This is a genomic window from Mycobacterium basiliense (assembly GCF_900292015.1).
In the GTDB taxonomy this organism is placed as follows: domain Bacteria; phylum Actinomycetota; class Actinomycetes; order Mycobacteriales; family Mycobacteriaceae; genus Mycobacterium; species Mycobacterium basiliense.
This window is the reverse complement of sequence record NZ_LR130759.1, coordinates 1,511,974-1,537,182: the sequence shown is the minus strand read 5'-3', so window position 1 is coordinate 1,537,182 and position 25,209 is coordinate 1,511,974. Positions and strand designations below refer to the sequence as shown.

General features: G+C 64.8%; 23 protein-coding genes and 3 pseudogenes. 13 read left to right on the top strand and 13 right to left on the bottom strand.

Translation table 11 applies throughout. The features are described from left to right. Nucleotide 1: 1 nt before the first annotated feature. From ftsX to prfB, 5 genes are read right to left on the bottom strand one after another with little or no spacing between them, the layout of a single operon-like run. The gene (gene ftsX, locus MB901379_RS06540) at nt 2-895 is read right to left on the bottom strand and encodes a permease-like cell division protein FtsX (RefSeq protein WP_158015877.1); all 894 of its coding nucleotides are present in this window, start codon (nt 893-895) and stop codon (nt 2-4) included. Next, nucleotides 896-1,585, bottom strand: a complete 690-nt coding sequence (gene ftsE, locus MB901379_RS06535; RefSeq protein WP_158018996.1) for a cell division ATP-binding protein FtsE — start codon at nt 1,583-1,585, stop codon at nt 896-898. A 44-nt stretch (nt 1,586-1,629) separates the two neighbouring features. Further along, nucleotides 1,630-2,133, bottom strand: a complete 504-nt coding sequence (locus tag MB901379_RS24485) for a hypothetical protein (RefSeq protein ID WP_232022005.1) — start codon at nt 2,131-2,133, stop codon at nt 1,630-1,632. Beyond that, a complete protein-coding gene (locus MB901379_RS06525) occupies nt 2,133-3,113 on the bottom strand; it encodes a mechanosensitive ion channel family protein (RefSeq protein WP_158015875.1) in 981 nt (326 codons plus the stop codon). The genes MB901379_RS24485 and MB901379_RS06525 overlap by 1 nt, the downstream gene beginning before the upstream one ends. Next, complete coding sequence (prfB, locus tag MB901379_RS06520; protein WP_158015874.1) at nt 3,103-4,209, bottom strand: peptide chain release factor 2; 1,107 nt, start codon at nt 4,207-4,209, stop codon at nt 3,103-3,105. The genes MB901379_RS06525 and prfB overlap by 11 nt, the downstream gene beginning before the upstream one ends. A 133-nt stretch (nt 4,210-4,342) precedes the next feature. Here prfB and MB901379_RS06515 point away from each other — a divergent pair, with 133 nt between their 5' ends. Beyond that, a complete protein-coding gene (locus tag MB901379_RS06515) occupies nt 4,343-5,701 on the top strand; it encodes an FAD-dependent oxidoreductase (RefSeq protein ID WP_158015873.1) in 1,359 nt (452 codons plus the stop codon). Here MB901379_RS06515 and MB901379_RS06510 read toward each other — a convergent pair whose 3' ends face one another. The 3 genes and pseudogenes from MB901379_RS06510 to MB901379_RS06505 all read right to left on the bottom strand — a co-directional run bounded on the left by MB901379_RS06510 (nt 5,702) and on the right by MB901379_RS06505 (nt 8,896). Then, on the bottom strand, nt 5,702-7,294 hold the full coding sequence (locus MB901379_RS06510; RefSeq protein ID WP_158015872.1) for an FAD-binding oxidoreductase: 1,593 nt from the start codon (nt 7,292-7,294) through the stop codon (nt 5,702-5,704). A 9-nt stretch (nt 7,295-7,303) separates the two neighbouring features. Next, on the bottom strand, nt 7,304-7,507 hold the full coding sequence (locus MB901379_RS23955) for a hypothetical protein (RefSeq protein ID WP_174236953.1): 204 nt from the start codon (nt 7,505-7,507) through the stop codon (nt 7,304-7,306). Nucleotides 7,508-7,535: 28 nt separating this feature from the next. Next, nucleotides 7,536-8,896, bottom strand: a pseudogene (locus MB901379_RS06505) (HNH endonuclease signature motif containing protein). A gap of 191 nt (nt 8,897-9,087) precedes the next feature. On the opposite strand from MB901379_RS06505, the gene MB901379_RS06500 reads away from it, so the two are divergent. From MB901379_RS06500 to MB901379_RS06490, 3 genes are all read left to right on the top strand, one after another. Next, entirely contained in the window at nt 9,088-10,077 is a 990-nt protein-coding gene (locus MB901379_RS06500; RefSeq protein ID WP_158018995.1) for an Acg family FMN-binding oxidoreductase, read from the top strand. Further along, nucleotides 10,078-10,506, top strand: a complete 429-nt coding sequence (locus MB901379_RS06495) for a pyridoxamine 5'-phosphate oxidase family protein (protein ID WP_158015871.1) — start codon at nt 10,078-10,080, stop codon at nt 10,504-10,506. 161 nt (nt 10,507-10,667) lie between these two features. Beyond that, nucleotides 10,668-11,657, top strand: coding sequence for an Acg family FMN-binding oxidoreductase (locus MB901379_RS06490; RefSeq protein ID WP_158018994.1), 990 nt, complete (start codon nt 10,668-10,670; stop codon nt 11,655-11,657). On the opposite strand, the gene MB901379_RS06485 is transcribed toward MB901379_RS06490, so the two are convergent. The 3 genes from MB901379_RS06485 to MB901379_RS06475 are packed head-to-tail and all read right to left on the bottom strand — an operon-like array spanning nt 11,646 to nt 14,857. Continuing rightward, complete coding sequence (locus tag MB901379_RS06485) at nt 11,646-13,382, bottom strand: GAF domain-containing sensor histidine kinase (protein ID WP_158015870.1); 1,737 nt, start codon at nt 13,380-13,382, stop codon at nt 11,646-11,648. The two genes, MB901379_RS06490 and MB901379_RS06485, sit on opposite strands and share 12 nt — an antisense overlap. Then, nucleotides 13,379-14,035, bottom strand: a complete 657-nt coding sequence (dosR, locus tag MB901379_RS06480) for a hypoxia response regulator transcription factor DosR/DevR (RefSeq protein ID WP_158015869.1) — start codon at nt 14,033-14,035, stop codon at nt 13,379-13,381. Before dosR ends, MB901379_RS06485 begins: the two co-directional genes overlap by 4 nt. Before the next feature lie 24 nt (nt 14,036-14,059). Then, on the bottom strand, nt 14,060-14,857 hold the full coding sequence (locus MB901379_RS06475; protein ID WP_158015868.1) for a universal stress protein: 798 nt from the start codon (nt 14,855-14,857) through the stop codon (nt 14,060-14,062). A 205-nt stretch (nt 14,858-15,062) separates the two neighbouring features. On the opposite strand from MB901379_RS06475, the pseudogene MB901379_RS25165 reads away from it, so the two are divergent. Continuing rightward, nucleotides 15,063-15,247 (top strand): annotated as a pseudogene (locus tag MB901379_RS25165) (hypothetical protein); the annotation flags it as partial. Here MB901379_RS25165 and MB901379_RS25275 read toward each other — a convergent pair. Further along, nucleotides 15,202-15,429 (bottom strand): hypothetical protein, encoded by a 228-nt coding sequence (locus MB901379_RS25275; protein ID WP_408632404.1) that lies wholly within the window; start codon nt 15,427-15,429, stop codon nt 15,202-15,204. The pseudogene MB901379_RS25165 and the gene MB901379_RS25275 overlap by 46 nt on opposite strands. A 6-nt stretch (nt 15,430-15,435) precedes the next feature. On the opposite strand from MB901379_RS25275, the pseudogene MB901379_RS06465 reads away from it, so the two are divergent. From MB901379_RS06465 to MB901379_RS06455, 3 genes and pseudogenes are all read left to right on the top strand, one after another. Then, nucleotides 15,436-15,840, top strand: a pseudogene (locus MB901379_RS06465) (SPFH domain-containing protein); the annotation flags it as partial. Between the two features lie 412 nt (nt 15,841-16,252). After that, complete coding sequence (locus MB901379_RS06460; protein ID WP_158015867.1) at nt 16,253-17,383, top strand: PPE family protein; 1,131 nt, start codon at nt 16,253-16,255, stop codon at nt 17,381-17,383. A 485-nt stretch (nt 17,384-17,868) separates the two neighbouring features. Beyond that, entirely contained in the window at nt 17,869-19,020 is a 1,152-nt protein-coding gene (locus MB901379_RS06455) for a PPE family protein (protein ID WP_158015866.1), read from the top strand. Between the two features lie 9 nt (nt 19,021-19,029). Here the strand turns inward: MB901379_RS06455 and MB901379_RS06450 are convergent, their stop codons facing one another. Further along, the gene (locus MB901379_RS06450; protein ID WP_158015865.1) at nt 19,030-19,362 is read right to left on the bottom strand and encodes a hypothetical protein; all 333 of its coding nucleotides are present in this window, start codon (nt 19,360-19,362) and stop codon (nt 19,030-19,032) included. 23 nt (nt 19,363-19,385) lie between these two features. On the opposite strand from MB901379_RS06450, the gene hisN reads away from it, so the two are divergent. The 5 genes from hisN to MB901379_RS06425 all read left to right on the top strand — a co-directional run bounded on the left by hisN (nt 19,386) and on the right by MB901379_RS06425 (nt 25,206). After that, nucleotides 19,386-20,174 (top strand): histidinol-phosphatase, encoded by a 789-nt coding sequence (hisN, locus tag MB901379_RS06445; RefSeq protein ID WP_158015864.1) that lies wholly within the window; start codon nt 19,386-19,388, stop codon nt 20,172-20,174. Between the two features lie 79 nt (nt 20,175-20,253). Next, nucleotides 20,254-21,657: an acyl-CoA dehydrogenase family protein gene (locus MB901379_RS06440; RefSeq protein WP_158015863.1), complete on the top strand. Its 1,404-nt coding sequence runs from the start codon at nt 20,254-20,256 to the stop codon at nt 21,655-21,657. A 35-nt stretch (nt 21,658-21,692) separates the two neighbouring features. Continuing rightward, nucleotides 21,693-22,895 carry an acyl-CoA dehydrogenase family protein gene (locus MB901379_RS06435; RefSeq protein ID WP_158015862.1) on the top strand — a complete coding sequence of 401 codons (1,203 nt, stop codon included), beginning with the start codon at nt 21,693-21,695 and terminating at the stop codon, nt 22,893-22,895. A 299-nt stretch (nt 22,896-23,194) separates the two neighbouring features. Further along, nucleotides 23,195-24,193, top strand: a complete 999-nt coding sequence (locus MB901379_RS06430; RefSeq protein ID WP_158015861.1) for an acrylyl-CoA reductase family protein — start codon at nt 23,195-23,197, stop codon at nt 24,191-24,193. A 41-nt stretch (nt 24,194-24,234) separates the two neighbouring features. Further along, the gene (locus tag MB901379_RS06425; protein ID WP_158015860.1) at nt 24,235-25,206 is read left to right on the top strand and encodes an NADPH:quinone oxidoreductase family protein; all 972 of its coding nucleotides are present in this window, start codon (nt 24,235-24,237) and stop codon (nt 25,204-25,206) included. Nucleotides 25,207-25,209 lie beyond the last annotated feature (3 nt).

Genomic DNA, 25,209 nt, shown 5'->3' with positions numbered 1-25,209 from the left:
GCTACCGCCGTACGTATAGGCGCAACGTCGCGTATGCGGTTAGCCCGGCCATCGCCACCCCCAACGCCAGGAGCCACGGGGAGATATACAAGATGTCGGCGTAGTCGACCCGGGCGATCAGATTGGCTTGGTAGAACTGGTTCAGCGCGTTTTCCAAGAACATCGCTCGCACCAAAATCAAGCCACCAACGGCGATGGCCACGCCGACCGTCGCGGCCAGCATCGCCTCCACCAGGAACGGCAGCTGGGTATACCAGCGACTGGCGCCGACCAATCGCATGATGCCGATCTCGGTGCGTCGGGTATACGCGGCGACCTGGACCATGTTGGCGATCAACAAGATTGCGCCCACGGCCTGAACCAGCGCCACCGCAAACGCGGCATTGCTCAAGCCGTCCAACACCGCGAACAGCCGATCGATCAAGTCTTTCTGATTGAGCACGGAAAGCACGCCCGGCTGGCCCTGCATCGCGGAGTCGAAGTCCTTGTGTTGCTCGGGGTTTTCCAGCTTGACGATGAACGATGCAGGGAAGGAATCCTTGCCCGCGACGTCCTTGTATTGGGGGAACTTCTTGATGGCGTCGTCGTAGGCCTGTTGGCGGTTGAGGAATCGCACCGCCTTGACGTCCGATCGTTTTTCGATCTTCTCGCGCAGCGCCTTGCACGGGTTGGCATCGCAGGTCGGGTCATTGGCCGAGACGTCGTCGGTGAGGAACACCTGGGTCTCAACCCGGTCGAGGTAGATGGCTCTGGAGTTGTCCGCCAACCGGACCACCAGCAGACCGCCGCCGAACAGACCGATCGAGATCGCGGTCGTCAGGATCATCGCGATGGTCATGGTGACATTGCGACGCAGGCCGGTTAGGACCTCGTTGAGCAGGAAGCCGAAGCGCACTTAGCGATCCATCCCGTAGACACCGCGCTGTTCGTCACGAACCAGCCTGCCCAGCGACAACTCGACCACGCGTTGCCGCATCGAGTCGACGATGTGGTGGTCGTGGGTTGCCATCAGCACCGTCGTTCCGGTGCGGTTGATCCGCTCCAACAAATCCATGATGTCCTTACTGGTCTCCGGGTCGAGGTTGCCGGTGGGCTCGTCGGCCAGCAGTACCAGCGGCCGGTTGACAAATGCGCGGGCGATCGCGACCCGCTGTTGTTCGCCGCCAGACAGCTCCCCCGGCATGCGGTTGGCCTTACCGGACAGCCCCACCGTCTCAAGTACGTCGGGCACTACCCGGTTGATCGCGTCGGTGCGCTTGCCGATCACCTCGAGGGCGAAGGCAACGTTTTCGTACACCGTCTTTTGCTGCAGCAACCGGAAGTCCTGGAAGACGCAGCCGATCACCTGACGCAGCTTTGGCACATGACGGCCGCGCAGCTTGTTGACATGGAACTTCGACACCCGCACGTCTCCGGAGGTCGGCGCCTCCGCTGCCAGCAGCAGCCGCATGAACGTCGACTTGCCCGAGCCCGACGGTCCGATCAGAAAGACGAACTCACCCTTGTCGATCTTGACGTTGATGTCATCCAGCGCCGGGCGCGCCGACGCCTTGTACTGCTTGCTGACATGGTCCAGGGTGATCATCACGGCACGCCAGTGTAGCGGTGGGGTTCGCCTACAGGCGAAAATCAACTGGCCGGTGGTGTCGCGATGGGTGCTGGGCCCGGCCCCGGCCGGGGTGACTGCGGGGACGGGCCCGTTGGCTCCGACGGCCAGGTCGGCCCCGATGGGGTCGACGGGATCGAAGGTGCCGACGGAGTCGTGGGAGCCGGGCAGAACGGCGGCGGCAACAGACACGGCGGCGACGACGGCTCCGGCCCAGTGGTGGTCGGCTCCGCCGGTGGCGTCGTGGTGGGCGTTGGTTGCGGGCTGGTGCTGGGTGGCTGCACCCTGGTGCGCGGCACCCAGGTGTAGTTCGGGTCCGGCACGAAACCGGGCGGCACCACCTGGGTGGGTGGTGTGTTCTTGCTGGCCGGCTGCTGCGGACTATAGGTGTCATACAGCCACCACACCACCAGGAACGCCACCATCAGTACCAGCGTCGACGTGCGGATTCGCCCGCCGAACAGGTGCCGTGGGGTGTCCCGCTGGCGGTCGCCGTCGCGCGGCGTGCGTGCGAACGTGAACTTCATCACTGCTGCCCCGAGCCCTGGCTTTGGCCCTCGGCCTCGGCCGGCACCGCATGGACGGTGGCCCCCACACCGGACTGGTCATCGGCCGCGGTGGCGATGCCGGCGCGCCCAAGTGCGCGGATCACCAGCACCCGCAGCTGTCGTCCGGCCTCGAACTGCTTGCCGGGCAGCGTGCGGGCCACCAACCGGAGGGTGACGGTATCGACTTCGATGCGCTCCACGCCCATCACCGTGGGCTCGTCCAACAACAATTCGCCCAGCACCCGATCGTCGCGCGCCCGCTCGCATTCCTGGTGCAGCACCTCGTTGACCCGGCTCAGGTCGGCCCCGCTGGGGACGGGCACATCCACGACCGCGCGCGCCCAGTCCTTGGACAGGTTGATCGATTTGACGATGTTCCCGTTCGGGACGGTGTACACCTCGCCCTCGCTGGATCGCAGCTTGGTCACACGCAGCGTGACCTCCTCTACCGCGCCGGCCGCGTTCTCCGGCGACCCGATCATGCTCAGCTCGACCAGGTCACCGAAGCCGTACTGCTTCTCGACGATGATGAAAAACCCGGCAAGCAGGTCCTGTACCAGCCGCTGGGCGCCGAAGCCCAGCGCCGCTCCCAGCACGGCCGCCGGCCCCACCAGCGACCCGACCGGAAAGGGCAGGATATCGACGATCTCGTAGAGGACGATGACATAGATCAGGACGATCGCGACCCAGGAGATCACCGAGGCGACCGCCTGCTGATGCTTAGACGCCTCCGAGCGCACCAAGGCGTCGCTTTCGGTGAATCCCAGATCGAGGCGGCGGGTCACCCGTTTGGCAACCCAGGACACGAACCGCGCCGCCAACACGGCCGCGATCAGCACCATCACGATGCGCAGACCCCGGGTAATGATCCATTCGCCGATCTGGCCGCGCCAAAAGTCGTGCCAGCGCTGGGTCGGCGAAGCTGCAGCTACGGCAAGAAGTGTCGTGTTAGTCGTCATCTTTTCGGTTGCGCCACCGGATCCCCGCTTCCAGGAACCCGTCGATGTCTCCGTCTAGGACGGCTGCCGGATTGCCCACCTCGTACTCGGTCCGCAGATCCTTGACCATCTGATAGGGGTGCAGAACATAGGACCGCATCTGATTACCCCAGGAACTGCCCCCGTCCCCCTTCAACGCGTCAAGTTCGGCGCGTTCCTCTAAGCGCTTGCGTTCCAACAACTTTGCCTGAAGAACCCGCATGGCCGCCACCTTGTTCTGTAGCTGCGACTTTTCGTTCTGACAGGTGACCACGATGCCGGTCGGGATGTGGGTAAGTCGCACCGCCGAGTCGGTGGTGTTCACCGATTGGCCGCCGGGACCGCTGGAGCGGTAGACGTCGACCCGCACATCGCCCTCCGGGATATCGATGTGATCGGTGGTCTCCACCACCGGGAGTACCTCGACTTCGGCGAACGACGTCTGCCGGCGGCTCTGGTTGTCGAACGGGCTGATCCGCACCAGCCGATGGGTGCCTTGTTCGACCGACAAGGTGCCATAGGCGAACGGCGCACGCACGCTGAACGTGGCGCTTTTGATGCCGGCCTCTTCCGCGTAGGAGGTGTCGAACACCTCAACCGGGTATTTGTGTTGTTCGGCCCACCGGATGTACATCCGCAGCAGCATTTCGGCCCAGTCGGCCGCATCCACGCCGCCCGCGCCGGAACGAATGGTCACCAGCGCCTCACGCTCGTCGTATTCTCCCGACAGCAGCGTGCGCACCTCGGTGGCCTCGATCTCGCTGCGCAGCGCCTTGAGCTCGGTGTCGGCTTCGGCGAGGGCGTCGGCCTCATCCTCTTCGGCCGCGAGTTCGTAGAGCACAGGTAGGTCATCGAGGCGTTGCCGCAATTCCTCGATCCGACGCAACTCCCCTTGAGTGTGGGACAGCTCACTGGTCACCTTTTGCGCACGGGCCTGGTCGTCCCACAGGTTCGGGTCGGATGCCTCGTGCTCGAGCTTCTCGATCCGGCTCTTCAGACCCTCGACGTCGAGGACCCGCTCCACCGTGGTCAGGGTGGAGTCGAGGGCTGTTATCTCGGCTTGTCGGTCGGGTTCCACAGCCGACCACGTTACCGGGAGTCGCTGGCGACAGCGTTTAGCATCAGGTGACCATCATGTGCACCGCGCGACTGCGGCGATACCGTTGACAGCCCTTTGACGCTGCAGCCGGGCACGAACAGAAGGCTTACGCATGCGTCCGTACCACATCGCTATTGTCGGCTCCGGGCCATCCGGATTCTTTGCCGCCGCGTCCCTGCTGAAGGCCGCGGACTCCGCCGGCGAGATCGGCGTGGCCGTGGACATGCTCGAGATGCTGCCGACGCCCTGGGGGCTGGTGCGCTCCGGTGTCGCGCCGGACCACCCGAAGATCAAGTCGATCAGCAAGCAGTTCGAGAAGACGGCCGAAGATCCCCGCTTCCGCTTTTTCGGCAACGTGGTGGTGGGCGAGCACGTCGCGGCGGACGAGCTGGCGGAGCGCTACGACGCGGTGATCTATGCGGTCGGCGCGCAGTCGGACAAGCCGCTGAATATTCCTGGTGAAGATTTGCTCGGCAGCATCGCCGCCGTCGATTTCGTGGGCTGGTACAACGCTCATCCCCATTTCGAACAGGCAACGCCCGACTTATCGGGTGCCCGCGCCGTCGTGGTGGGCAACGGCAACGTCGCGATCGATGTCGCTCGCATCCTGGTCACCGATCCCGAGGTTTTGGCCCTCACCGATATCGCCGATCATGCGCTGGAGTCCCTGCGTCCGTGCGGCGTCGAAGAAGTGGTGATCATCGGCCGGCGCGGGCCGCTGCAGGCCGCATTCACCACGCTGGAGTTACGTGAGCTAGGCGAGCTGGAAGGGGTCGACGTGGTGGTCGATCCAGCTCAACTGGACGTCATCAGCGACGAGGATGCGGAGGCGGCCGGCAAGACGATCAAGCAGAACATCAAGGTGCTGCGAGGCTACGCCCAGCGCGCGCTTCGCCCCAACCATCGGCGAATCGTATTCCGGTTCATGACCTCCCCCATCGAGATCAAGGGCGACGGCAGGGTGGAGCAGATTGTGCTCGGGCGCAACGAGCTGGTCGCCGACGAGGACGGGTGGGTGTCGGCCAAGGACACCGGGGAGCGCGACGAATTGCCGGTCCAGTTGGTGGTGCGCTCGGTCGGCTATCGCGGTGTGCCCACTCCCGGGCTGCCGTTCGACGACAAGCGCGGGACCATTCCCAACACCCAAGGACGGGTAACAGGCCGCCGCAACGACTACGTCGTCGGCTGGATCAAGCGCGGGCCGACCGGAGTGATCGGCACGAACAAGAAGGATTCGCAGGACACCGTCGACACACTGATCGCCGACTTGTCCGCTGGCGGGCTCGCTGATTTTCCGGCCGACCACGCCGAGCGGCTGGCCGGCTGGCTGGCCGCACGCCAGCCGAAGCTGGTCACAACCGCGCATTGGAAAATCATTGACCACTTCGAGCGGACCGCCGGCCAACCGCACGGCCGGCCCCGCGTCAAGTTGCCCAACGTGGCCGAGCTATTGCGCATCGGGCACGGCTAGTCAGCGATCGAACAGCACCCCAGGATTGAGAATTCCGGCCGGGTCGAGTTCGGACTTTGCCGCACGCAGGGCCGCCGCGAACGGGTCCGGACGCTGGCGGTCGTACCACGGCCGGTGGTCGCGGCCGACGGCATGGTGATGCGTGATGGTGCCGCCGGTGGTGCTGATCGCCTCGGACACAGCGGCTTTGATCTCATCCCACTGCGTGTGCAGCGAACCCCACCGGCCGCCCGCATAGATGCCGTAGTACGGGGCCGGGCCGTCGGGGTAGACATGAGTGAACCGGCAAGTCACCACGCCGGTTCCGCAGACCTGCTCAATCGCGGCCCGGGCAGCTGTCCTCACCGCGTCATGCAGCTCGTCGAATCCTGACCAGGTGCACGCGGTTTCAAACGTCTCGGCGATAACGCCGCGACGGGCCAGCGCGTCTCGTTGGTAGGGCATCCGCAGGAACGCCGAGCGCCACGCTTGGGAAGCATCGGACTTGCCGTCCTGCGTTGTCTCGGTTGCGGTTTCGCGGGCACGCCGCGCGGTTACGGCGCCGCCGACATCGGTTGCTATTGCCACCGCACGCTCCAGCCAGGCGTCGATCGGGTGATCGGCCGACTCGAAGGCCAGCACCAGCAGACCGCCACCGACCGTCGCACCGGCGTTGAGGAACGCTTCGGCGGGGTCTAGCAGGCGGCAGTTGGCCGGGTAAAGGCCCGCCTGCGCGATCCTCCTGGTTGCGCTGACCGCAGCGGCCCAATCGTCGAATGCAACCGACGTGGTGAGCTGCCAGCGCGGACGGTCCTGCAGCCGCATCCACGCCTCGGTGATGATGCCCAGGGACCCCTCAGAACCAAGGAACAGCCGGTCCGGGGACGGTCCGGCGCCGGAGCCGGGCAGCCGGCGAGACTCGCTGATTCCCGCTGGGGTGATCACCCGCATCGATTCGGTCAGATCGTCGATGTGGGTGTAGAGCGTGGCGAAATGGCCACCGGCTCGGGTCGCCAACCAGCCGCCGAGGCTGGAAAACGCGAAGGACTGCGGGAAGTGGCGCAGCGTGAGATCGTGCGGGCGCAGCTGATCTTCGATCGACGGCCCGAGCGCCCCGGCCTGGATCCGTGCGGCCCGGCTGATCCGGTCGATTTCAAGCACCGCGCCCATCGTGCCGACGTCGATGGTGACGGCCGGCCGGTCGAAGCGGGGCTCAACACCGCCGACCACCGAGCTACCGCCGCCATATGGGATCACCGGAATCCCCTCGCGTGTGCACCAATCCAGTACATCGACCACGTCCCGCTCGCGGCGCGGTCGCACGATCAGGTCCGGCACGCTATCCAACTGGCCCTGCAGGTTGCGCACGACGTCACGAAATGCCTTGCCGCGCGCGTGCCCCGCCCGATCCACCGGGTCGGCCGAACACAGCCCGGCCAGTGCCGCCGGCGGCGTGATGCGCGCACTCACCAGCCCGAGCGCGGCCGGGTCCGGCGGCGGGTGGTCTGTCAGGTCATGGCCGGGAAGCAGCGCGGCCACACGCGACGTCAGCGCGTGGGTTTCCTGCTCCGACAGAGCGTCCTCGACGTTGCCCCAACCCCACCAGGACCGCATGCGGCCAGATCAGCGTTTGCGGACGACGAGTACTCCGCCGACAACCAGCACCACCAAGGCTGTCACGATGGCCCAGCCGGCACCCGCCAGCCACCAAATGGCGGCCAACAACGCCAGCACAGGCGACAACGCGAAAAGCACCATTGCGGGGTGTTGCTTGATCACGTCGAGCGCACTGGTCGCCCGGACCCGATCGATTTCCTTGCCTGCCATCAGTTCAGGATGCCAGACAATCGCGCGTTCAACCTCCCTCGCCGTCTTCGCTGTCGCGTAGGAGTTTTTCGGGGTGGTGGTAGGTGTTGGTTCTCGGTTGGCCATGGTCTTGGTGTGGGGGTGGCAGCCATTCGGTGGTGCCGTGTGCGTTCTTGCGGGTGGTCCAGCCGTTGTCGAGCAGTTTGTGGTCGGGCCCGCACGCCAGGGTGAGATTGTCGATGTCGGTACGGCCGCTGGCGGCCCACGCTGTGACGTGATGGACCTCGCATTGATAACCGGGCACGTCGCAGCCCGGGCGCGTACAACCACGGTCTTTGGCGTAGAGCACTATTCGCTGCCCGGGGGACGCCAGCCGCTTGGTGTGGTACAGACTCACGGCTTTGCCCTGGTCGAAGATCGCCAAGTAGTGGTGAGCATGGCGGGCCAGCCGGACATCAGTCATGGGCAGCAGCGTTCCCCCACCGGTCAATCACCGACCGGCGCCGGCTTCGAGCTCCCCGAGCGTGGTGGCAACGATGATGGTGGCCGGTAATCCGTTGTGCTGGCCCAAGTCTCCGGAAGCCAAGAGCGCCCGCAGTGCGGAGTTGAGCCCATCGTGGTTACGCTGACTGGTCGAGCGGGTGTCACGCTGGACGGCTTGTTCGCCGGCCGCGCCATCCACGACCGGGGACTCGTCGTCGGGGTTGCACATGCCCGGGGCGGCCAGTTTGGCCAGCACCGCATCCAGCCCAGCGCGCGCTTCCGGGCTCAGCCAGCCACTGATCCGCGACATCCCATCGAGGCCCTGCTTGCCCAGCGTCAGTCCGCGTCGCCGCGCTCGATCCTCGTCGCTGTAGCTGCCATCGGGATTGACACAATCCATCAACCGACCCGCCAGCTTGGCCAATTGATCGGGACGGAACCGGCCCGCCAACCCCGCCAGATGGGCTTCGGCCTTCTCCTGGGTTTCGATGTCCACCTCGGCGGGCAGATGCCGAAAAAGTCCCGGATCACCCGCACCTGCCCCTCGCCGAGGCGTCCGTCGCGCTGGGCGGCCGCCGTCGCGGTCAACCGCGGCGCCAGCGCCTCACCGCTCAGCGCGCGCCGCGGCCCCAGATCGGCCGCCTCGGCGATACGCCGAGCGGCCTGAGCACGGGTGATCCGTAACCGACGCGCCAACACCGCGGGCAGCGTGCCCCCGAGCTCTTCCTCACCGGCCTGCTGGCTCGCCTGGTTAATCAGCGAGTGCCCCACCACCGGCAACCGCCGAGCTTCCCGTTCGAGTCGCTCCAAGTACACCAACCGCTCCGGGGTGGTCAACACCTCGAACGACAGCCCCAGCACCCGCGAGACCACCACATCCAGCTCCGCAAACGCCTCCGCAATCTCCTCACGACTACTCGAACTCATGTTCGCATACTATGCCGGGCCACCGACAAAAATGCCGCCGCGGATTCCCATGAAGCCATGGCGCACAAGTGATTTCATCCCGTTCTCGTCGTGCCACGACTTTGAAAGCGCACGCACGCAATACATTTGGACCAGATGACGAATGACCCTATTGAGGCTTGTGCGGTCACCCTAATGTCGATGTCGTGGATATCGAGGCGCTCAAGAACGCCGTCCTGCTGGCGTCCAGAGCGCCGTCGGTACACAACAGTCAACCCTGGCGGTGGGTGGCCGAATACGGTGCGCAAATAACCCTGCGGTTGTTCGTTGATCGCAACCGAACCGTCCCGGCCACAGATCGGTCCGGCCGACAGGCGCTACTCAGCTGCGGCGCAGTACTCGACCACTTCCGGACCGCCGCGGCAAGCGCGGGTTGGTACGCCAACGTCGTCCGTTTCCCGAACCCGAACGACTCAGCGCAGCTGGCCACCATCGATTTCGGCGCCACCGAACACGTTACGGAAGCTGAACGAAGGCGGGCCGATGCCATGCTGCGGCGCAGAACCGACCGGCTAGCGTTTGACCGTCCCAGGTACTGGAACCTCGTCGAACCGATCCTGCGCGGCATCGTCGACGAAGACGTTGCCATGCTTGACGTCCTGACCGATCACCAACGACCACAGTTGGTGGAGGCATCACAGCTCAGTGCGGCTCTGCGGCGCGACGATCCAACGTATCATGCCGAACTCGATTGGTGGACTTCACCATTCGCCCTAGTCGAAGGCATACCACCAAGCTCGCTGCCCTCCGACACCGAGCGGCACCGGGTGGACGTCGGCCGCGAATTCCCGGTCCGGGGCCACCAGAATCGCCGAGCGGAAGTCAGCGCGGACTTCTCCAAAATCCTAGTGCTGTCGACCCGCACCAACACCCGCAATGACGTATTGCGATGTGGAGAAGCGCTGTCCCGCGTGCTGCTGGAATGCACTATGGCCGGCATGGCGACGTGTACGTTGAGCCATTTGATCGAATCGGCGGAAAGCCGCGAGGCAGTCCGAGAACTCATCGGCCGCCGCGGCGACCCACAAGTCTTGATCCGGGCCGGGACCGCACCGTCGATCGACGATATTCCGGCCCCAACCCCGCGAAGATCCATAGACAGTGTCTTCGAAATTCGCTATGCCCCAGGAAAAGTTGATTAGGTGGCCGACGAGCCAGTCACGTATCTCTCCGACGACCAGAGTTGGGATCTACGCAGCGGTGCCGCGCTGGGCCGGTTGGTTACCAGCATGGCCGGCGAGCCGGAGATCTTTCCGGTCAACTACGTGGTGCAGGACCGTACGGTGCTATTCCGGACCGCCGAGGGCACGAAATTGTTTCTCGCGGCGACTAGCAGCCCTGTCGCTTTCGAGGCCGACGACCACACCTCCGTCGAGGGCAGGAGCGTGATCGTCAAAGGACGGGCACAGGTTCTGGAAACAGATGCGGAAATTCAGAAAGCCGAACGAGCCCACCTCATCCCATGGGTTGCAACGTTGAAACTCCACTACGTGCGGGTAATCCCGTCCGGAACTGCCGGTCGACGCTTCAGGTTTGGACCCGAACCGGACCGTCTCGACACCTTTGCGTGATGGCCATGGCGCGGATTGGCGTGCATCGCCGGACGGAGCAGGGCCGAAGGTCCTTCGCTGCCGATGGCTTCGTCCTCTGCCACCACAACGCGGTGCGCGCAGATCCTTAATTCATGACGCGCGTCGTCCACCGGAAGGCTTGTCTGACCGGAAAGGCAGCCATGGAACCCCAATTCCCGGATGTGGGCACCCTCCGAACGGTACTCACGCTGGCAACTCGTGCACCCTCCATCCACAACACGCAACCGTGGCGCTGGCGGGTGAGCACCACCACGCTGGACCTGTTCTCCGAACCTGATATGCAGTTGCACAGCACCGACCCGGACGGGCGCGACCTCATCATTAGCTGCGGCGGTGCCCTGCATCACTGCATGGTCGCCTTGGCGTCGTTGGGCTGGCAGGCCAAGGTGAGTCGCCTTCCACACCCAGATGACCCCTGCCACCTCGCGACCATCGAGGTCCAGCCCCACGTTCCCGATCAGGCCGACATCGCGCTCGCGGCGGCGATACCGCGGCGGCGGACCGACCGCCGCGCCTACAGTTCCTGGCCGGTGGCCGCAGGAGACATTGCCCAAATGGCTGCCCGGGCGGCCCGCGGTGGCGTCATGCTCCGCCAGGTCGATGCGCTGGAAAAGATGCGAGCCATTGTGGCCCAAGCTGTCTGGGACCACGCCAGCAACGACGAGTACATGCGTGAACTCACCACCTGGAGTGGCCGGTACGGGGCCGTGGCCGGGGTTCCGGCCCGCAACACGCCACCGTCCGATCACCACTCCCCCATTCCGGGTCGCGTGTTCGCCGGGCCGGGATTGACCCAACCCGCCGGGGTATCCCCCTCGGACGACAGCGCGGTGATCCTGGCGTTGGGCACCGAGGAGGACGACCGGTTGTCGCGGCTTCGTGCCGGCGAAGCGACCAGTGCGGTCCTGTTGACGGCGACGGCTATGGGGCTGGCCTCCTGCCCGATCAGCGAGCCCTTGGAGATTACGAAAACACGCGAGGCCATTAGAACCGATGTGTTCGGCGGTAGCGGCCACCCCCAGATGCTGCTCCGGGTGGGTTGGGCACCGATCAACGCCGACCCACTGCCGGCAACGCCGCGACGCAACCTGTCCCGGGTCGTGCAGTGGCCCGAGGAACTACTGGAGTAGCGGTGCTGACCAGCGCAACAACGTGCCGCGACCGGAATCCGCGGGTTGCATGCTGAAGCGACCGCCCGCCTCATCGGCACGGCGGCGTAGGTTTGCCACGCCGCTGCCGGTGAACTCATCGGGCATCCCGCGGCCGTCATCGCTGACCTCGATACACAAATCGTCGTCGACGATGACGCGCACCGTCAACGTGGTGGCGTGCGCGTGACGAACCGCATTGCTGACCGCTTCGCGCACCACCGCCTCGGCGTGCTCGGCGAGCGTGTTGTCAACCACCGAGAGCGGCCCGATGAATTGGACAGAGGTACGCAAGCCGGACCCGGAAAACTGGGCGACGGCAGCATCGATTCGCTGCCGAAGCCGGGTACTGCCCCCCGATGCCCCGTGCAGGTCGAAGATGGTTGTCCGGATTTCCTGGATCACACCCTGCAAATCGTCGATCGCTTCCGAAAGCCGCCTCTGCACTTGGGCTTCGCGTGTTCGTGGCACGGTACCCTGCAGCGCCAGGCCAATCGCGAATAGACGCTGGATCACGTGATCATGCAGATCGCGGGCGATGCGGTCCCGCTCGGACACCACATCCAGTTCGCGCATCCGGCGCTGGGAAGCCGCCAGTTGCAGAGCCAGCGCAGCCTGATCGGCGAAAGCCGCCATCATCTCGAGTTGCTCGTCGCTGGCCGAGCCTGGACTGTCGTGGTGCACCAACACGACGATGCCGGCGACGGCATCGGCCGAGCGCAGCGGCAGCAACAACGCCGTACCCGAGACCTCCAGACCATCCACATCGATCTCGTCAACCTGCCGCGGAGTGTTGTTGACAATGACATCTTCGAGCGCGGTGCCGGTCACCGGAATGGTTTGCCCCTCAGCGGAAGCCACAGTGCTCCCCACTGTTTCGATCACCAATAGCTCGGCCACATCGGCCGCCGAGACGGATTCATCCAACGGAACTGCAACCAGAGCCGCGTCCGCCCCGGTCAACTTCAACGGCTCCTCGGCAACACGGCGGAACACAGTGGTGGGTTCGGTGCCGGACAGCAGTTCGGTGGCAATGTCGCGTGTCGCCTCCATCCACAGCTGGCGCACCTTGGCCTGCTGGTAGAGCCGGGCGTTCGCAATGGCGATGCCCGCGGCCGCGGCCAGGGCCTGAACCAGCAGTTCGTCGTCGTCGCTGAACGGCTGTCCGTTGGTCTTGTCGGTCAGGTACAACGTGCCAAGCGAAACGTCTCGCACTCGAACCGGGACCCCGAGGAAGGTCCGCATCGGCGGATGGTTCAACGGAAAGCCAACGGATCCCGGATGCAACGAAATATCGTCCAACCGTAGGGGTTTGGGTTCGTCGATGAGCAAACCGATGATGCCTTTGCCTTGGGGAAGGTGGCCGATGCGCCGAACGGTCTCCTCGTCGACACCCTCATATACGAAATGCAGGACACGGTTATCGCGATCGTGCACCTCTAGAGCGCCGTACCGGGCATCGACGAGATTGGTTGCCGATTGCACGATCGTGCGCAGGGTAGCGTCCAGTTCCAGCCCGGAAGTGACCACCAGCATGGCTTCCACGAGTCCGTCCAGGCGATCACGGCCCTCGACAATCTGCTCGACGCGGTCTTGCACCTCGGCCAGCAGCTCACGCAGCCGTAGTTGGGAAAGGGTATGGCGCAGCGGACGCATGCCCTCGTTCTCGGAGGCATCCGCTTTGACGGGACGAGCGTCGTCGATCATGATCGCGCATTATCGGGCGACCGTGAGCGTTTCAGTTCCGCTGCGAATACGGCCGCCTGGGTGCGCCGCTCCATTCCCAGTTTGGCCAGCAGCCTCGACACGTAGTTCTTTACCGTCTTTTCGGCCAAGAACATCCGGTCGGCAATCTGCTTGTTGGTCAGTCCCTCACTGAGCAGGCTCAGCAATGTGCGCTCCTGATCGGTGAGACCGGACAGAGGATCCGGCTTCTCGACGTTGCCGCGTAGTTTGGACATCAACGCCGCCGCGGCCCGATTGTCGAGCAACGACCGCCCCGCCCCCACATCCTTGACGGCGCGGGCCAATTCCATTCCCTTGATGTCCTTAACGACATATCCGCTCGCACCGGCGAGGATCGCATCCAGCATCGCCTCGTCGGAAGTGTATGACGTCAGGATCAGACAGCGCAGATCCGGCATGCGGGACAACAGATCACGACACAGCTCTATGCCGTTGCCGTCGGGCAACCGGACGTCGAGCACCGCCACGTCGGGGTTGGCCGCCGGAATCCTAGCCATCGCTTCGGAAACCGAACCCGCTTCACCGACCACCGAAAGTTCTGGGTCCGCGTCGAGCAGGTCGATGAGGCCACGCCGAACCACCTCGTGATCGTCGACCAGAAAGACCGTTACCACGACACCACTCCCGATTTTGGCTGCCTACAGGTTGCCGATGCGTACCGTCAGTACCGAACATGCCGCGCTGTAGACGTTGCATACCTGCGCTGCATGGGAGTCAGCAACATACAGCTGGTCCGGCTTTGCATTGGCGGCCAGATAGGTGCAGGCATGTCCACGGATCACTTCTGAGTCAACCTCCACATCCGGATACAGCCGCGTCCACCGGGCAAGCCGGCGCTCCAGTTGCTTTTTCGCCAAACGGTTTCCGTCATCAACGTCGGACGCCGTCGTCAATCCTGAGGAGATGGCCAGCAGTGGAACATCCCGTAACCTCGCCTCCTCGAAAGCGTGCCGCAACACCGACCCGTTTCCCACCTCCGCCACGACACCACTGATGGCGGGTACCGCCGCTCCCCCGGCAGGCGCCTGGATCACCGCCACCGGACATAGCGCCGATCCGGCCAGGGTGCCCGCCACCGAGCCTTCCCCTCGCCGTGCGTGGTTAAGCCCGATGGACCCAACACAGACCATGACCGCCGACCGGGACTCGGCCATCAGCTTGGTGAGCGGCCTGCCCCACAGAATCTCGGTTTCGATCTTGACCGGGCGCCCAGTGGCGTCGACCGCGCGGTAGACGTCGTACAACGCTGCATGCGCCGCTCCTTCCTGCGCAACATGAGCACCGCTGCCCGCCGGTTCCAGGTGATCGACGACGTACACCAGGCGCAGTGGAATGTCTCGACTGACAGCCTCGTCGATCGCCCAAAGGGCCGCGTAGGTTGCCGCATGCGACCCGTCAATTCCGACGACGATTGCCGGGGCTGACTCGTTGCTCATTCGCGTCTCCTCTATCGAGCCCTTCGGCCAGTCAGCACGCTATCGACCGAGCACCCGCAACCCCCAGAGCCCTAGGTCCCAAATCGGGTGTCTTTGGTCCCTACAGATAAATGGCGAAATCCTGTCGTCGCAGCCGCCGGACCGCAATTTGGATGTTCATGAGCACATGGCGATACCGCCCGTCGCCCACACGAGAGGTCCTGGAATGACAGCTCAGCCGACATCGTTACCACCAGATTCAGCGCAGCAATCGGCGCGCCCGCTGGTTGGCAAGGGATGTTCAGGGGATAGTCCCTGGTGATGCTCTTCGGCTTTCTGGTGATAGGGATCCTCGCCTACCGCACCTACACCGCGGCAATGCCGCTGCCGGACAAAGTAGTCAACGACGCCTCGGCGCCGTGCCAGCCGACCTTCTGACGCCAGCGGTCATAGCTGGCGAACATGATCCCGATGCCGCCCAATGGCGCGACCGGCAACCGCGCCGACCACACGCGGTGCGCGATCTGTGACGTCGCGACCGCGTAATTCTCCACCGCCATAATTGCTTTCAGGGGGTCGGTGACCTGGAACATGACAACCGCATTGACCTGGACACGCTGCTGGCACAACGCGATGACTTCAACAACGATCCGCGGGCGGTAATCGAAAACATGACCGAACCGTGTGGCGCGCAGGTTCGGGTGGTGGAGATCAAGGACGTCGAGATCCCCGAATCAATGCAGCGAGCGATGGCCCGCGAGGCCGAAGCCGAGCGGGAACGTCGCGCCAAGGACATCAACGCCCGAGGAGAGCTGCAGGCATCAGAGGAGCTGCGGGAGGCCGCCGAGACGCTCTCAAGGAGTCCGGCATCGCTGCAGTTGCGCTACTTGCAAACCCTTTTGGAACTCGAAGCCGATCAGAATTCGACAGTGGTATTCCCGGTGCCGGTTGACATCATCACGCCCTCCCTGCCGCGGCCGGACGCAGTGCGGAATGCCGCCACGCCCGGGAAGACACCTTTGACCACGGCGGCGAACCGAACCCCAGGAAGCCACCCGCCGATGAATTCTCAAGAAGGCCAGCACAAATGAGTTAGAATCGCCGTGACTCAAAGTCGCGGATTTGACCTCAACCGGCCCGGGGACACCGCGCAGCAATGTGTTGACCAGGTACGCAGCTTGTCCGCCGAGCCGTTTCCTTGTCCAATCACTCGACGTCGCCATGGTTCTCACCATGCGACAAACGGCGGGCGACTATACGCTAAGCCCGCCGCGACATTCCACAGTTGTTGACGCTTACCAAAGAGGGCGGCCCTCAGCGGTTCCCGCCGCTTGTGACGATCACGCGAGCCAGCGCCGACTCGTGCCTTCGCCAAACGCCGATAAGGCCACAACAGTCAAAAGGGGCTGTGGAGTAATGGATTACGCATTCCTGCCACCCGAAGTCAACTCGGCGAGAATTTACAGCGGCCCCGGCCCTGCCTCGCTTTTGGCGGCCGCGGGCAGCTGGGATATGGTAGCCGTTGAATTATTGTCGACCGCCGAGGGCTACGACTCGACGATCTCGTCGCTGACCGCCATGTACTGGTGGGGCCCCGCATCCGCGGCGATGTTGGCAACCGCTACACCATTCGTGGACTGGCTGCAGGCGACCGGTTTGCAAGCCAAGGAATCGGCCAATCAGGCCAGAGCGGCCGCGGCTGCGTTCGAACAGGCTTATGCGATGACGGTTCCGCCCGCGGATGTCACCGCCAATCGGGCCCAGCTGCAGGTCCTCATTGCATCAAACTTCTTCGGGCAGAATACGGCGGCCATCGCGGCCACCGAGGCACAGTACGCCGAGATGTGGGCCCAGGACGCCGCCGCGATGTACGGCTATGCAGCCAGCTCGGCGGCCGCGACAATGTTGACACCCTTCTCCTCCCCTCAGGACATCATCAATCCAGCGGAATCACCCGCTCACAGCGTTGCCCCCGGCCCGGCCGAAAGCGGCTCACCGACGCAGTCGGTGTTGTCGCAGTTGTCTGCTGCGATTCCCCAGGCCCTGAAGACGACCCAGTCGTGGTGGCCGGGCATTATCCCAGATGACTTCACCGTCCTTGACGCCATATTCGCGTTGTATTCGACGGTCGGCATGTGCCAGGACGTCGAGGCTTTTGCCGCTGGGATCATCTCGGCGGAAAGCAGTCTGGGTCTCTTCAGTAGCAACGCGGTAAGTCCGGCCGAATTGCTGCCGGCCGCGCTCGCACCGCAATTGACTGCGGCCGGCAGCGCCGGCGCAGCGCCCAACGCCGTCACCGTCAGCATGAGCCGGGCGGGTTCGATCGGGCCGATGTCCGTACCGCCATCCTGGTCGGCTCCCTCGACCGGCGCCGTCACGGCGATGTCCGGCACCGGTTTGACAACGATCCCGGGTACCGAGGTATCCGACCAGGGCGCGCCGGGAGTTCCCGGGATGCCAGTTGGCACCGGCAAGCGCAGCTCGAGCGTGATCCCCCGATACGGGGTCCGGCTCACCGTGATGTCGCGGCCGCCGGCGGCCGGGTGACATACCACTAGGCAAGCGGTGGCTCCGCTAAACCGAAAAGCGTTTCCCACTTTCTCGGCCATGGATTCGGCAATCCTTTTATCCGAAGGCAATCCGTAGGCAATCCAAAGGCAACAATTTGCGGTAAGTAGTCGCCCATCGAGAATTCACTGGACCATTACCAGGAATTTACTTTGCTGTGCGGAGCCGCCGGCTAGGTCTTGCGCGTTTAGGGACCCGCCCCAACCGAGGGCCGCCATGCACCCTGTTCGCGTGACCTGCCAGCGCCGCATCGGATTTCGGCCGCCGGTACCGCTGTGCGGCCACGTGTCCCCGTACTACCGCAACGGGCAAAACATGACCTGATTCACACAATTTTTATCTGAATCCTCCCACCGCAAATATCAGAAATCCTACATTTCTACTGACCGCGCCAAAGCAGCGACCGTAGGTGTCGACTTCGGCGCGGTTTCACCACATCCGCCGATTAAAGGAGCTGTGTACCAATGGACTTCGCCATATTTCCGCCGGAGGTCAACTCTGCTCGGATGTACGCCGGCCCCGGCTCGGGGTCACTTTTGGCCGCCGCGGCCAGCTGGGATGCACTGGCCGCCGAGTTAGCCACCACCGCCGAGACCTGTGGGTCGATCCTTACCGGCCTCACCAGTTTGAATTGGCATGGCCCGGCGGCCGCGTCGATGGAGGCAAGCGCCACCCCCTACGTGGGCTGGTTGCACGCGACCGCCGAACAGACACTGCAGGTCGCGATTCAGGCCAGGGCGGCGGCGATGGCCTACGAGCAGGCCTACGCCATGACCGTGCCGCCGCCCGTGATCGCGGCCAACCGCATCCAGCTGCTGTCGCTGATCGCCACCAATTTCTTTGGCCAGAACACCGCCGCGATCGCAGCGAACGAGGCACAGTACGCCGAAATGTGGGTCCAGGACGCCACCGCAATGTACGGCTATGCGACCAACTCGGCGGCGGCGGTGCAGCTGACACCGTTCACCTCCCCACAGCAGCCCACCAACCCGGCCGGGCTGGCGGCGCAGAACAGTGCGGTCACCCAAGCCAATGCCAGCGCCGCCGCCGCCGATCCGGTGTCACAGCTGATTTCTTCGGTGACCCAATCAGTGCAGGCACTGCAGCAAATACCCAACATCATTCCGGACGACTTCACCGTCCTGGACGGCATATTCAGCGTCTATGCGACCATCGGCGTCACTCAGGATCTGGAGTCGTTCTGCGCCGGGATCATTGGAGCCGAAAACAACTTGGGCATTATCGGCGCCGGTGCGGAAAATCCGGCCGAGGTGGCGCCCACCGACTTTGGGCTCGGCTCGTTCGCGTCGAGCACCAGCGCTGCACCTACGACGTCGAGCTTTGGCAGCGGAGTGGGCAACACGGTGTTGGCGAGCGCGGGTAGGGCGGGGTCGATCGGCCAGCTGTCGGTGCCTCCGAGCTGGGCGGCGCCCTCGGTGCGCACCGTAGCGGCGTTGTCACCGGCGGGTTTGACCACACTCCCGGGCACCGAGGAGGCGGCGGCGGCGCCCGGGATTCCGGGGATGGCCATGCCCGCGCCGGGGCGAGCCTCGGGCGTGCTGCCCCGATACGGGGTCCGGCTCACGGTGATGGCACACCCGCCGGCGGCCGGTTGATGCCGCGCGCTAGCCGTCTGCGGACTCCTCTGGCACCAAGCTCCAATTGTCCGGATTCTTGGGCGAGTACACGACCGGAAGCACTTGCCCAGTGACCGGCCATTGGTCGACGTGGACAGCCAGCCGCCGATATACGGCGTGCTCGTTGACCGTCGGTCCGTTGATGACGCCGGAGATGGTGACAAACTGCACGCCGGTCTCGTCCGGCCGCGGGCTGACTCCGGTCACCAATAGCGTGCCGCTGGCCAGCGCACCGCGCGGACCGACCGGGATGAACCGGGGAGCAAGAAACACCAGGGCAACCGCGACGAGTACAAGCAGTACGCCAAATTCCCATCCCACGCCGCCATGGTAGGACTGCTGGCATGAATCAGGCGGACCTACTCCTCGCGCTGGCGCTGGCCGACCGCGCCGACACCGTGACGCGCGCCCGGTTCGGGGCGCTCGACCTGCACGTCGATACCAAGCCCGACCTGACCCCGGTGACCGACGCCGATCGCTCCGTTGAAGCCGAAATCCGTCAGACTCTCCAGCGCGAGCGGCCCAGTGACAGCATCCTTGGCGAGGAGTTCGGTGGGACAACCGCCTGGCACGGACGGCAATGGATCATCGACCCGATCGACGGCACCAAGAATTTTGTTCGCGGGGTGCCGGTGTGGGCCAGCTTGATCGCGTTGCTTGAAGATGGGGTTCCGCGCATCGGTGTGGTGAGTGCACCCGCACTGCAGCGGCGGTGGTGGGCGGCACATGGCCAGGGCGCGTTCGCGTCGGTCGACGGGACGACGCCACGACGACTCGCGGTTTCCGCTGTCACGGAGCTGGATTCGGCGAGTCTGTCATTCTCCAGCCTATCGGGATGGACCGCGCTGGGGTTGCGAGAAAATTTCCTCGGTTTGACCGATGCCGTGTGGCGCGTGCGCGCCTACGGCGACTTCTTGTCTTACTGCCTCCTCGCCGAGGGCGCCGTAGATATCGCCGCCGAACCGGAGGTTTCGGTGTGGGATCTGGCCGCGCTCGACATCCTGGTGCGCGAGGCGGGCGGGCAGCTCACCAGCCTGGATGGCACCTCGGGCCCGCATGGCGGCAGCGCCGTGGCAACCAATGGCTTATTGCACCCTCAGGTGCTGCGCAGAATTCGCTCCGATCTCGTGTGAATTAGCTAACACGACCCTATCTATCTTACTCCGGAGTAAGATACGGTTGTCGCACCGCCCCAACGACAGAGGCCTGCACATGACCGACACCCTTCCTGCTGCTACCGCCAAGCGATCCCGCGCGCGCAACCCGCGACGCGGTCGCCAGACCGCAATCGGAATGCAGCCGCACAAGCGAACCGGGATCGACTTCGCTATCGCGTTCCTGACCCCGATCGTCGGCCAGGAATTCCTCGACAAATACAACCTGCGCGATCCGCTGAACCGGACCCTGCGCTACGGGGTGAAGACCATGTTCTCCACCGCCGGCGCCACCACCCGTCAGTTCAAGCGGGTGCAAAGCCTGCGCGGCGCCCCGGCCCGACTCAAGTCCAGCGGCCGCGACTACTTCGACCTAACGCCCGACGACGATCAGAAGATGATCGTCGACACCGTCGATGAATTTGCCGCTGAGATACTGCGTCCCGCCGCTCACGACGCCGACGAAGCGGTGACCTACCCGCCCGATCTCATTGCCAAGGCTGCGGAACTGGGCATCACCGCCATCAACATTCCCGAGCAGTTCGACGGCATCGCCGAACATCGCTCCAGCGTGACCAACGTGCTGGTGGCCGAGGCACTGGCGTACGGAGACATGGGCCTGGCACTGCCGATCCTGGCTCCAGGCGGGGCGGCATCCGCGCTAACCTACTGGGGCAGCGCGGGTCAGCAGGCGACCTACCTCAACGAGTTCGCCGGCGAGCATGTCCCCCAGGCCTGCGTTGCCATCGCCGAACCCCAGCCTCTGTTCGACCCGACCCGACTGAAGACCACTGCGGTGCGCACACCATCGGGCTACCGGCTCGACGGCGTGAAGTCACTGGTGCCCGCGGCGGCCGATGCCGAACTGTTCATCGTCGGCGCGCAGCTGGACGGCAAGCCGGCGCTGTTCATTGTCGAGTCCTCGAGCAAAGGACTCACCGTCAAGGCGGACCCGAGTATGGGCATTCGTGCCGCGGCGTTGGGCCAGGTCGAACTGTCCGGGGTAGCGGTCCCGTTGAGCGCCCGGCTGGGCGAAGACCAAGCCACCGACGCCGACTACTCGGAGGCCATCGCCCTGGCTCGGCTGGGATGGGCCGCGTTGGCCGTCGGCACCTCGCACGCGGTCCTTGACTACGTCGTCCCATATGTCAAGGAACGCCAAGCCTTTGGCGAGCCGATCGCCCGTCGGCAAGCCGTGGCGTTCATGTGCGCCAATATCGCCATCGAGCTGGACGGGCTGCGGCTGATCACCTGGCGCGGCGCATCCCGCGCCGAACAGGGCCTGCCGTTCACCCGCGAAGCCGCGCTGGCCAAACGGCTCGGTTCGGACAAGGGCATGCAAATCGGCCTGGACGGCGTCCAGCTGCTAGGCGGCCACGGTTTCACCAAAGAGCACCCGGTTGAACGCTGGTACCGCGACCTGCGGGCCATCGGCGTCGCCGAGGGCGTGGTTGTCATCTAGCTCATCCCCCAGGTTTCCCTAGCGAAAGATCAATCATGGCAATCAATCTGGAACTACCGCACAAACTGCAGGCAGTCCTCACCAAGACCCATCAGGGCGTCGCCGAGTTGGTTCGGCCAATCGCCCGCAAGTACGACCTGAAAGAGCACGCCTACCCGGTCGAGCTCGACACCCTGATCACGCTGTTCGAGGCGGCATCTGAGTCCTACAGCTTCGCCGGGGCCGATGCGCTCCGCGACGCCGAGGAGATCAAGGACAACCACAACGGTGCCAACATGGCCGCCCTGCTGCAAACGCTGGAGGCCAGCTGGGCCGATGTCGCGATGATGCTGACCATTCCCTATCAGGGACTGGGCAATGCCGCCATCTCCGCGGTCGCCACCGATGAACAGCTGGAACGCCTCGGCAAGGTATGGGCGGCCATGGCGATCACCGAACCGGGTTTCGGGTCGGACTCGGCGGCCGTGTCGACCACCGCGACCCTCGACGGCGACGAGTATGTGATCAACGGCGAGAAGATCTTCGTCACCGCGGGTTCACGCGCTACCCACATCGTGGTGTGGGCCACGCTGGACAAATCCAAGGGGCGTGCGGCCATCAAGTCGTTCGTCGTGCCGCGCGAGCATCCCGGCGTCATCGTCGAACGGCTTGAGTACAAGCTCGGCATCAAGGGTTCTGATACCGCGGTGATCCGCTTCGACAACGCACGCATTCCCAAAGACAACTTGTTGGGCAACCCGGAAATCGAAGAAGGCAAAGGCTTTTCCGGGGTCATGGAAACCTTTGACAACACCCGTCCGATCGTTGCTGCCATGGCCGTCGGCATCGGCCGCGCGGCCCTGGAGGAAATCCGCAAGATCCTGGCCGACGCCGGCGTCGAGATCGACTATGACAGACCCGCACACGCGCAAAGCGCCGCCGCGGCCGAGTTTCTGCGGATGGAAGCCGACTGGGAGGCCAGCTACCTGCTATCGCTGCGCGCGGCATGGCAGGCCGACAACAACATCCCCAACTCCAAAGAAGCGTCGATGAGCAAGGCCAAGGCCGGCCGGATGGCCAGCGATGTCACCCTCAAGGTTGTCGAATTGGCAGGCACCACAGGCTATTCCGAGCAGACCCTGCTGGAGAAGTGGGGTCGCGATTCCAAGATTTTGGATATCTTCGAGGGCACCCAACAGATCCAGCAGTTGGTGGTCGCACGTCGACTACTTGGTCTGTCCTCGGCCGAACTCAAGTAGCGGGATCGATGCCCGTCCGCCAATTTCAGTCGTATAACTGCGAGAAAATCCTCGGGTAGTCCTAGCCGCTGCCACGGTGTCGGAGGACGGCCCCGACTGGCGGTTCGCACTCGCGCCGGCCGGAAAGCGATTCGCCGCCGGACGGCAGACCCTACCCCGCATCGGCGCGGACGTCCGAACCGCGAACGCCCGGGGCCACGCGCCAGCCCCGATTTGCGCGCAATAACTGCACGCTCGGCGAGCACGCTTTGCCATGCGACTGCGTTCGGCCGCGCGCGGTGAGGTTAGCGTAAGACGCTATGGACACGTTTCACGCGCTGGTCGCGCACCAGAAGGGGGATCAGATCACCGCGTCGATCCGGACGCTGACATCGTCAGACCTGCCACCGGGCGACGTGACGATCCGTGTGCTCTTCTCGAGCATCAACTTCAAGGATGCGTTGGCGTTGACGCCCGGAAGCGGTGTGGTGCGTAAATACCCGGTCGTGCCCGGCATCGATCTGACCGGCGAAGTCGTCGAATCCCAGTCACCGGAATTCGCCGTCGGCGACAAGGTCCTGGCCCACGGCTACCAGATCGGCACCGGCCACCACGGCGGCTACGCCGAGTACGCCCGGCTGCCGGCCGAACAGGTGGTCGCCCTGGGCACCTTGAGCCCGCACGAGGGCGCGGCGATCGGGACGGCCGGCTTCACCGCGGCGATGAGCGTTCAGGCGCTGGTCGACTGGGGTATTGCTGCAGACGCCGGACCCGTCGTCGTCACTGGCGCATCCGGCGGCGTCGGCTCGATCGGCGTCGACCTGTTGGCAGCCGCCGGCTACCAGGTGGTGGCCTCGACCGGAAAACCCCAGGCGGCCGAGCTGCTGAAATCGTTAGGGGCCACCGAGGTCATCGGTCGTTTGCCGGCGGATCCCGATGCGCAAGCGCGACCATTGGCCGCATCACGCTGGGCCGCGGGGGTGGACTGCGTCGGCGGCGCGACGCTGGCCGACTTACTCAGCGCCGTCAACTACGGCGGTGCCGTGGCCGCCAGCGGCCTCACTGGTGGCGCCGCGCTACACACCACGGTGATGCCGTTCATCCTGCGCGGCGTTGCGTTGCTGGGGATGGACTCGGTGCTCATGCCTATCGACCGCCGCCGAGACCTGTGGGCACGTCTCGGCGATGCGCTGCGACCACCTCACCTGGCCGAAGTCACCACCGACGTCGATATCAAAGACGTGGTCGGTGTGCTCGATCAGCTGCGCGCAGGGGAATTCACCGGCCGGGCTGTAGTGCGGGTGGCCGGCGCGTTCTAGATTGAGGCGCGACTTTGACAACCGTCGGCATTGGAGGTGGCATGCGCGCGATAAGGGTGACTCGGCTCGATGGTCCGGACGCGGTAGAGGTGGCCGAGATCGACGAACCCACCGGCGACGGGGTGGTCGTCGAAGTGCACGCTGCCGGCGTGGCCTTCCCCGATGCGCTACTCACCCGCGGCCTCTATCAGTACAGACCGCAGCTCCCCTTCGTCCTCGGAGCCGAGATCGCCGGGGTGGTTCGGTCCGCACCGGATGGTTGTCACGTGGGCGCCGGCGACCGAGTTGTTGGCCTGACCATGCTTTCCGGCGGCATGGCCGAGGTCGCGGTGCTCTCCCCCGATCGGGTATTCAAGCTGCCCGACAACGTCAGCTTCGAAGCCGGGGCCGGATTGCTGTTCAACGACCTTACGGTGTATTTCGCCCTGAACGTCCGCGGCCGACTACAGCGCGGCGAGACGGTGCTGGTGCACGGCGCGGCCGGTGGGATCGGAACGTCGGCGCTGCGGCTGGCGCCCGTGCTCGGGGCCGCTCGCACGATTGCGGTGGTGAGCACCGAGGACAAAGGCACGATCGCGACGGCCGCCGGTGCCACCGACGTGATCTTGGCCGACGGTTTCAAGGACGCGGTCAAGGAGCTCACCAACGGTCGGGGCGTTGACGTGGTCGTGGACCCGGTCGGCGGTGACCGCTTCACCGATTCGCTGCGCTCACTGGCCCCCGGCGGACGACTGCTGGTCATTGGCTTCACCGGTGGTGAGATACCAACGGTCAAGGTAAACCGGCTGCTGCTGAACAACATTGACGTGGTGGGCGTCGGCTGGGGTGCCTGGGCCGGAACTCATCCGGGCGCGCTGGCCGAGCAATGGGCCGCCCTCAATGAGCTGCTGAGTTCGGGCAAGCTACCGCCACCCAAACCGGCGGTCTACCCGCTGCAGCGGGCGGCGGCCGCGGTGGCATCGCTGGAGAATCGCTCCGCCCGGGGCAAGGTGGTTTTGCGGGTCCGGGACTAGGCG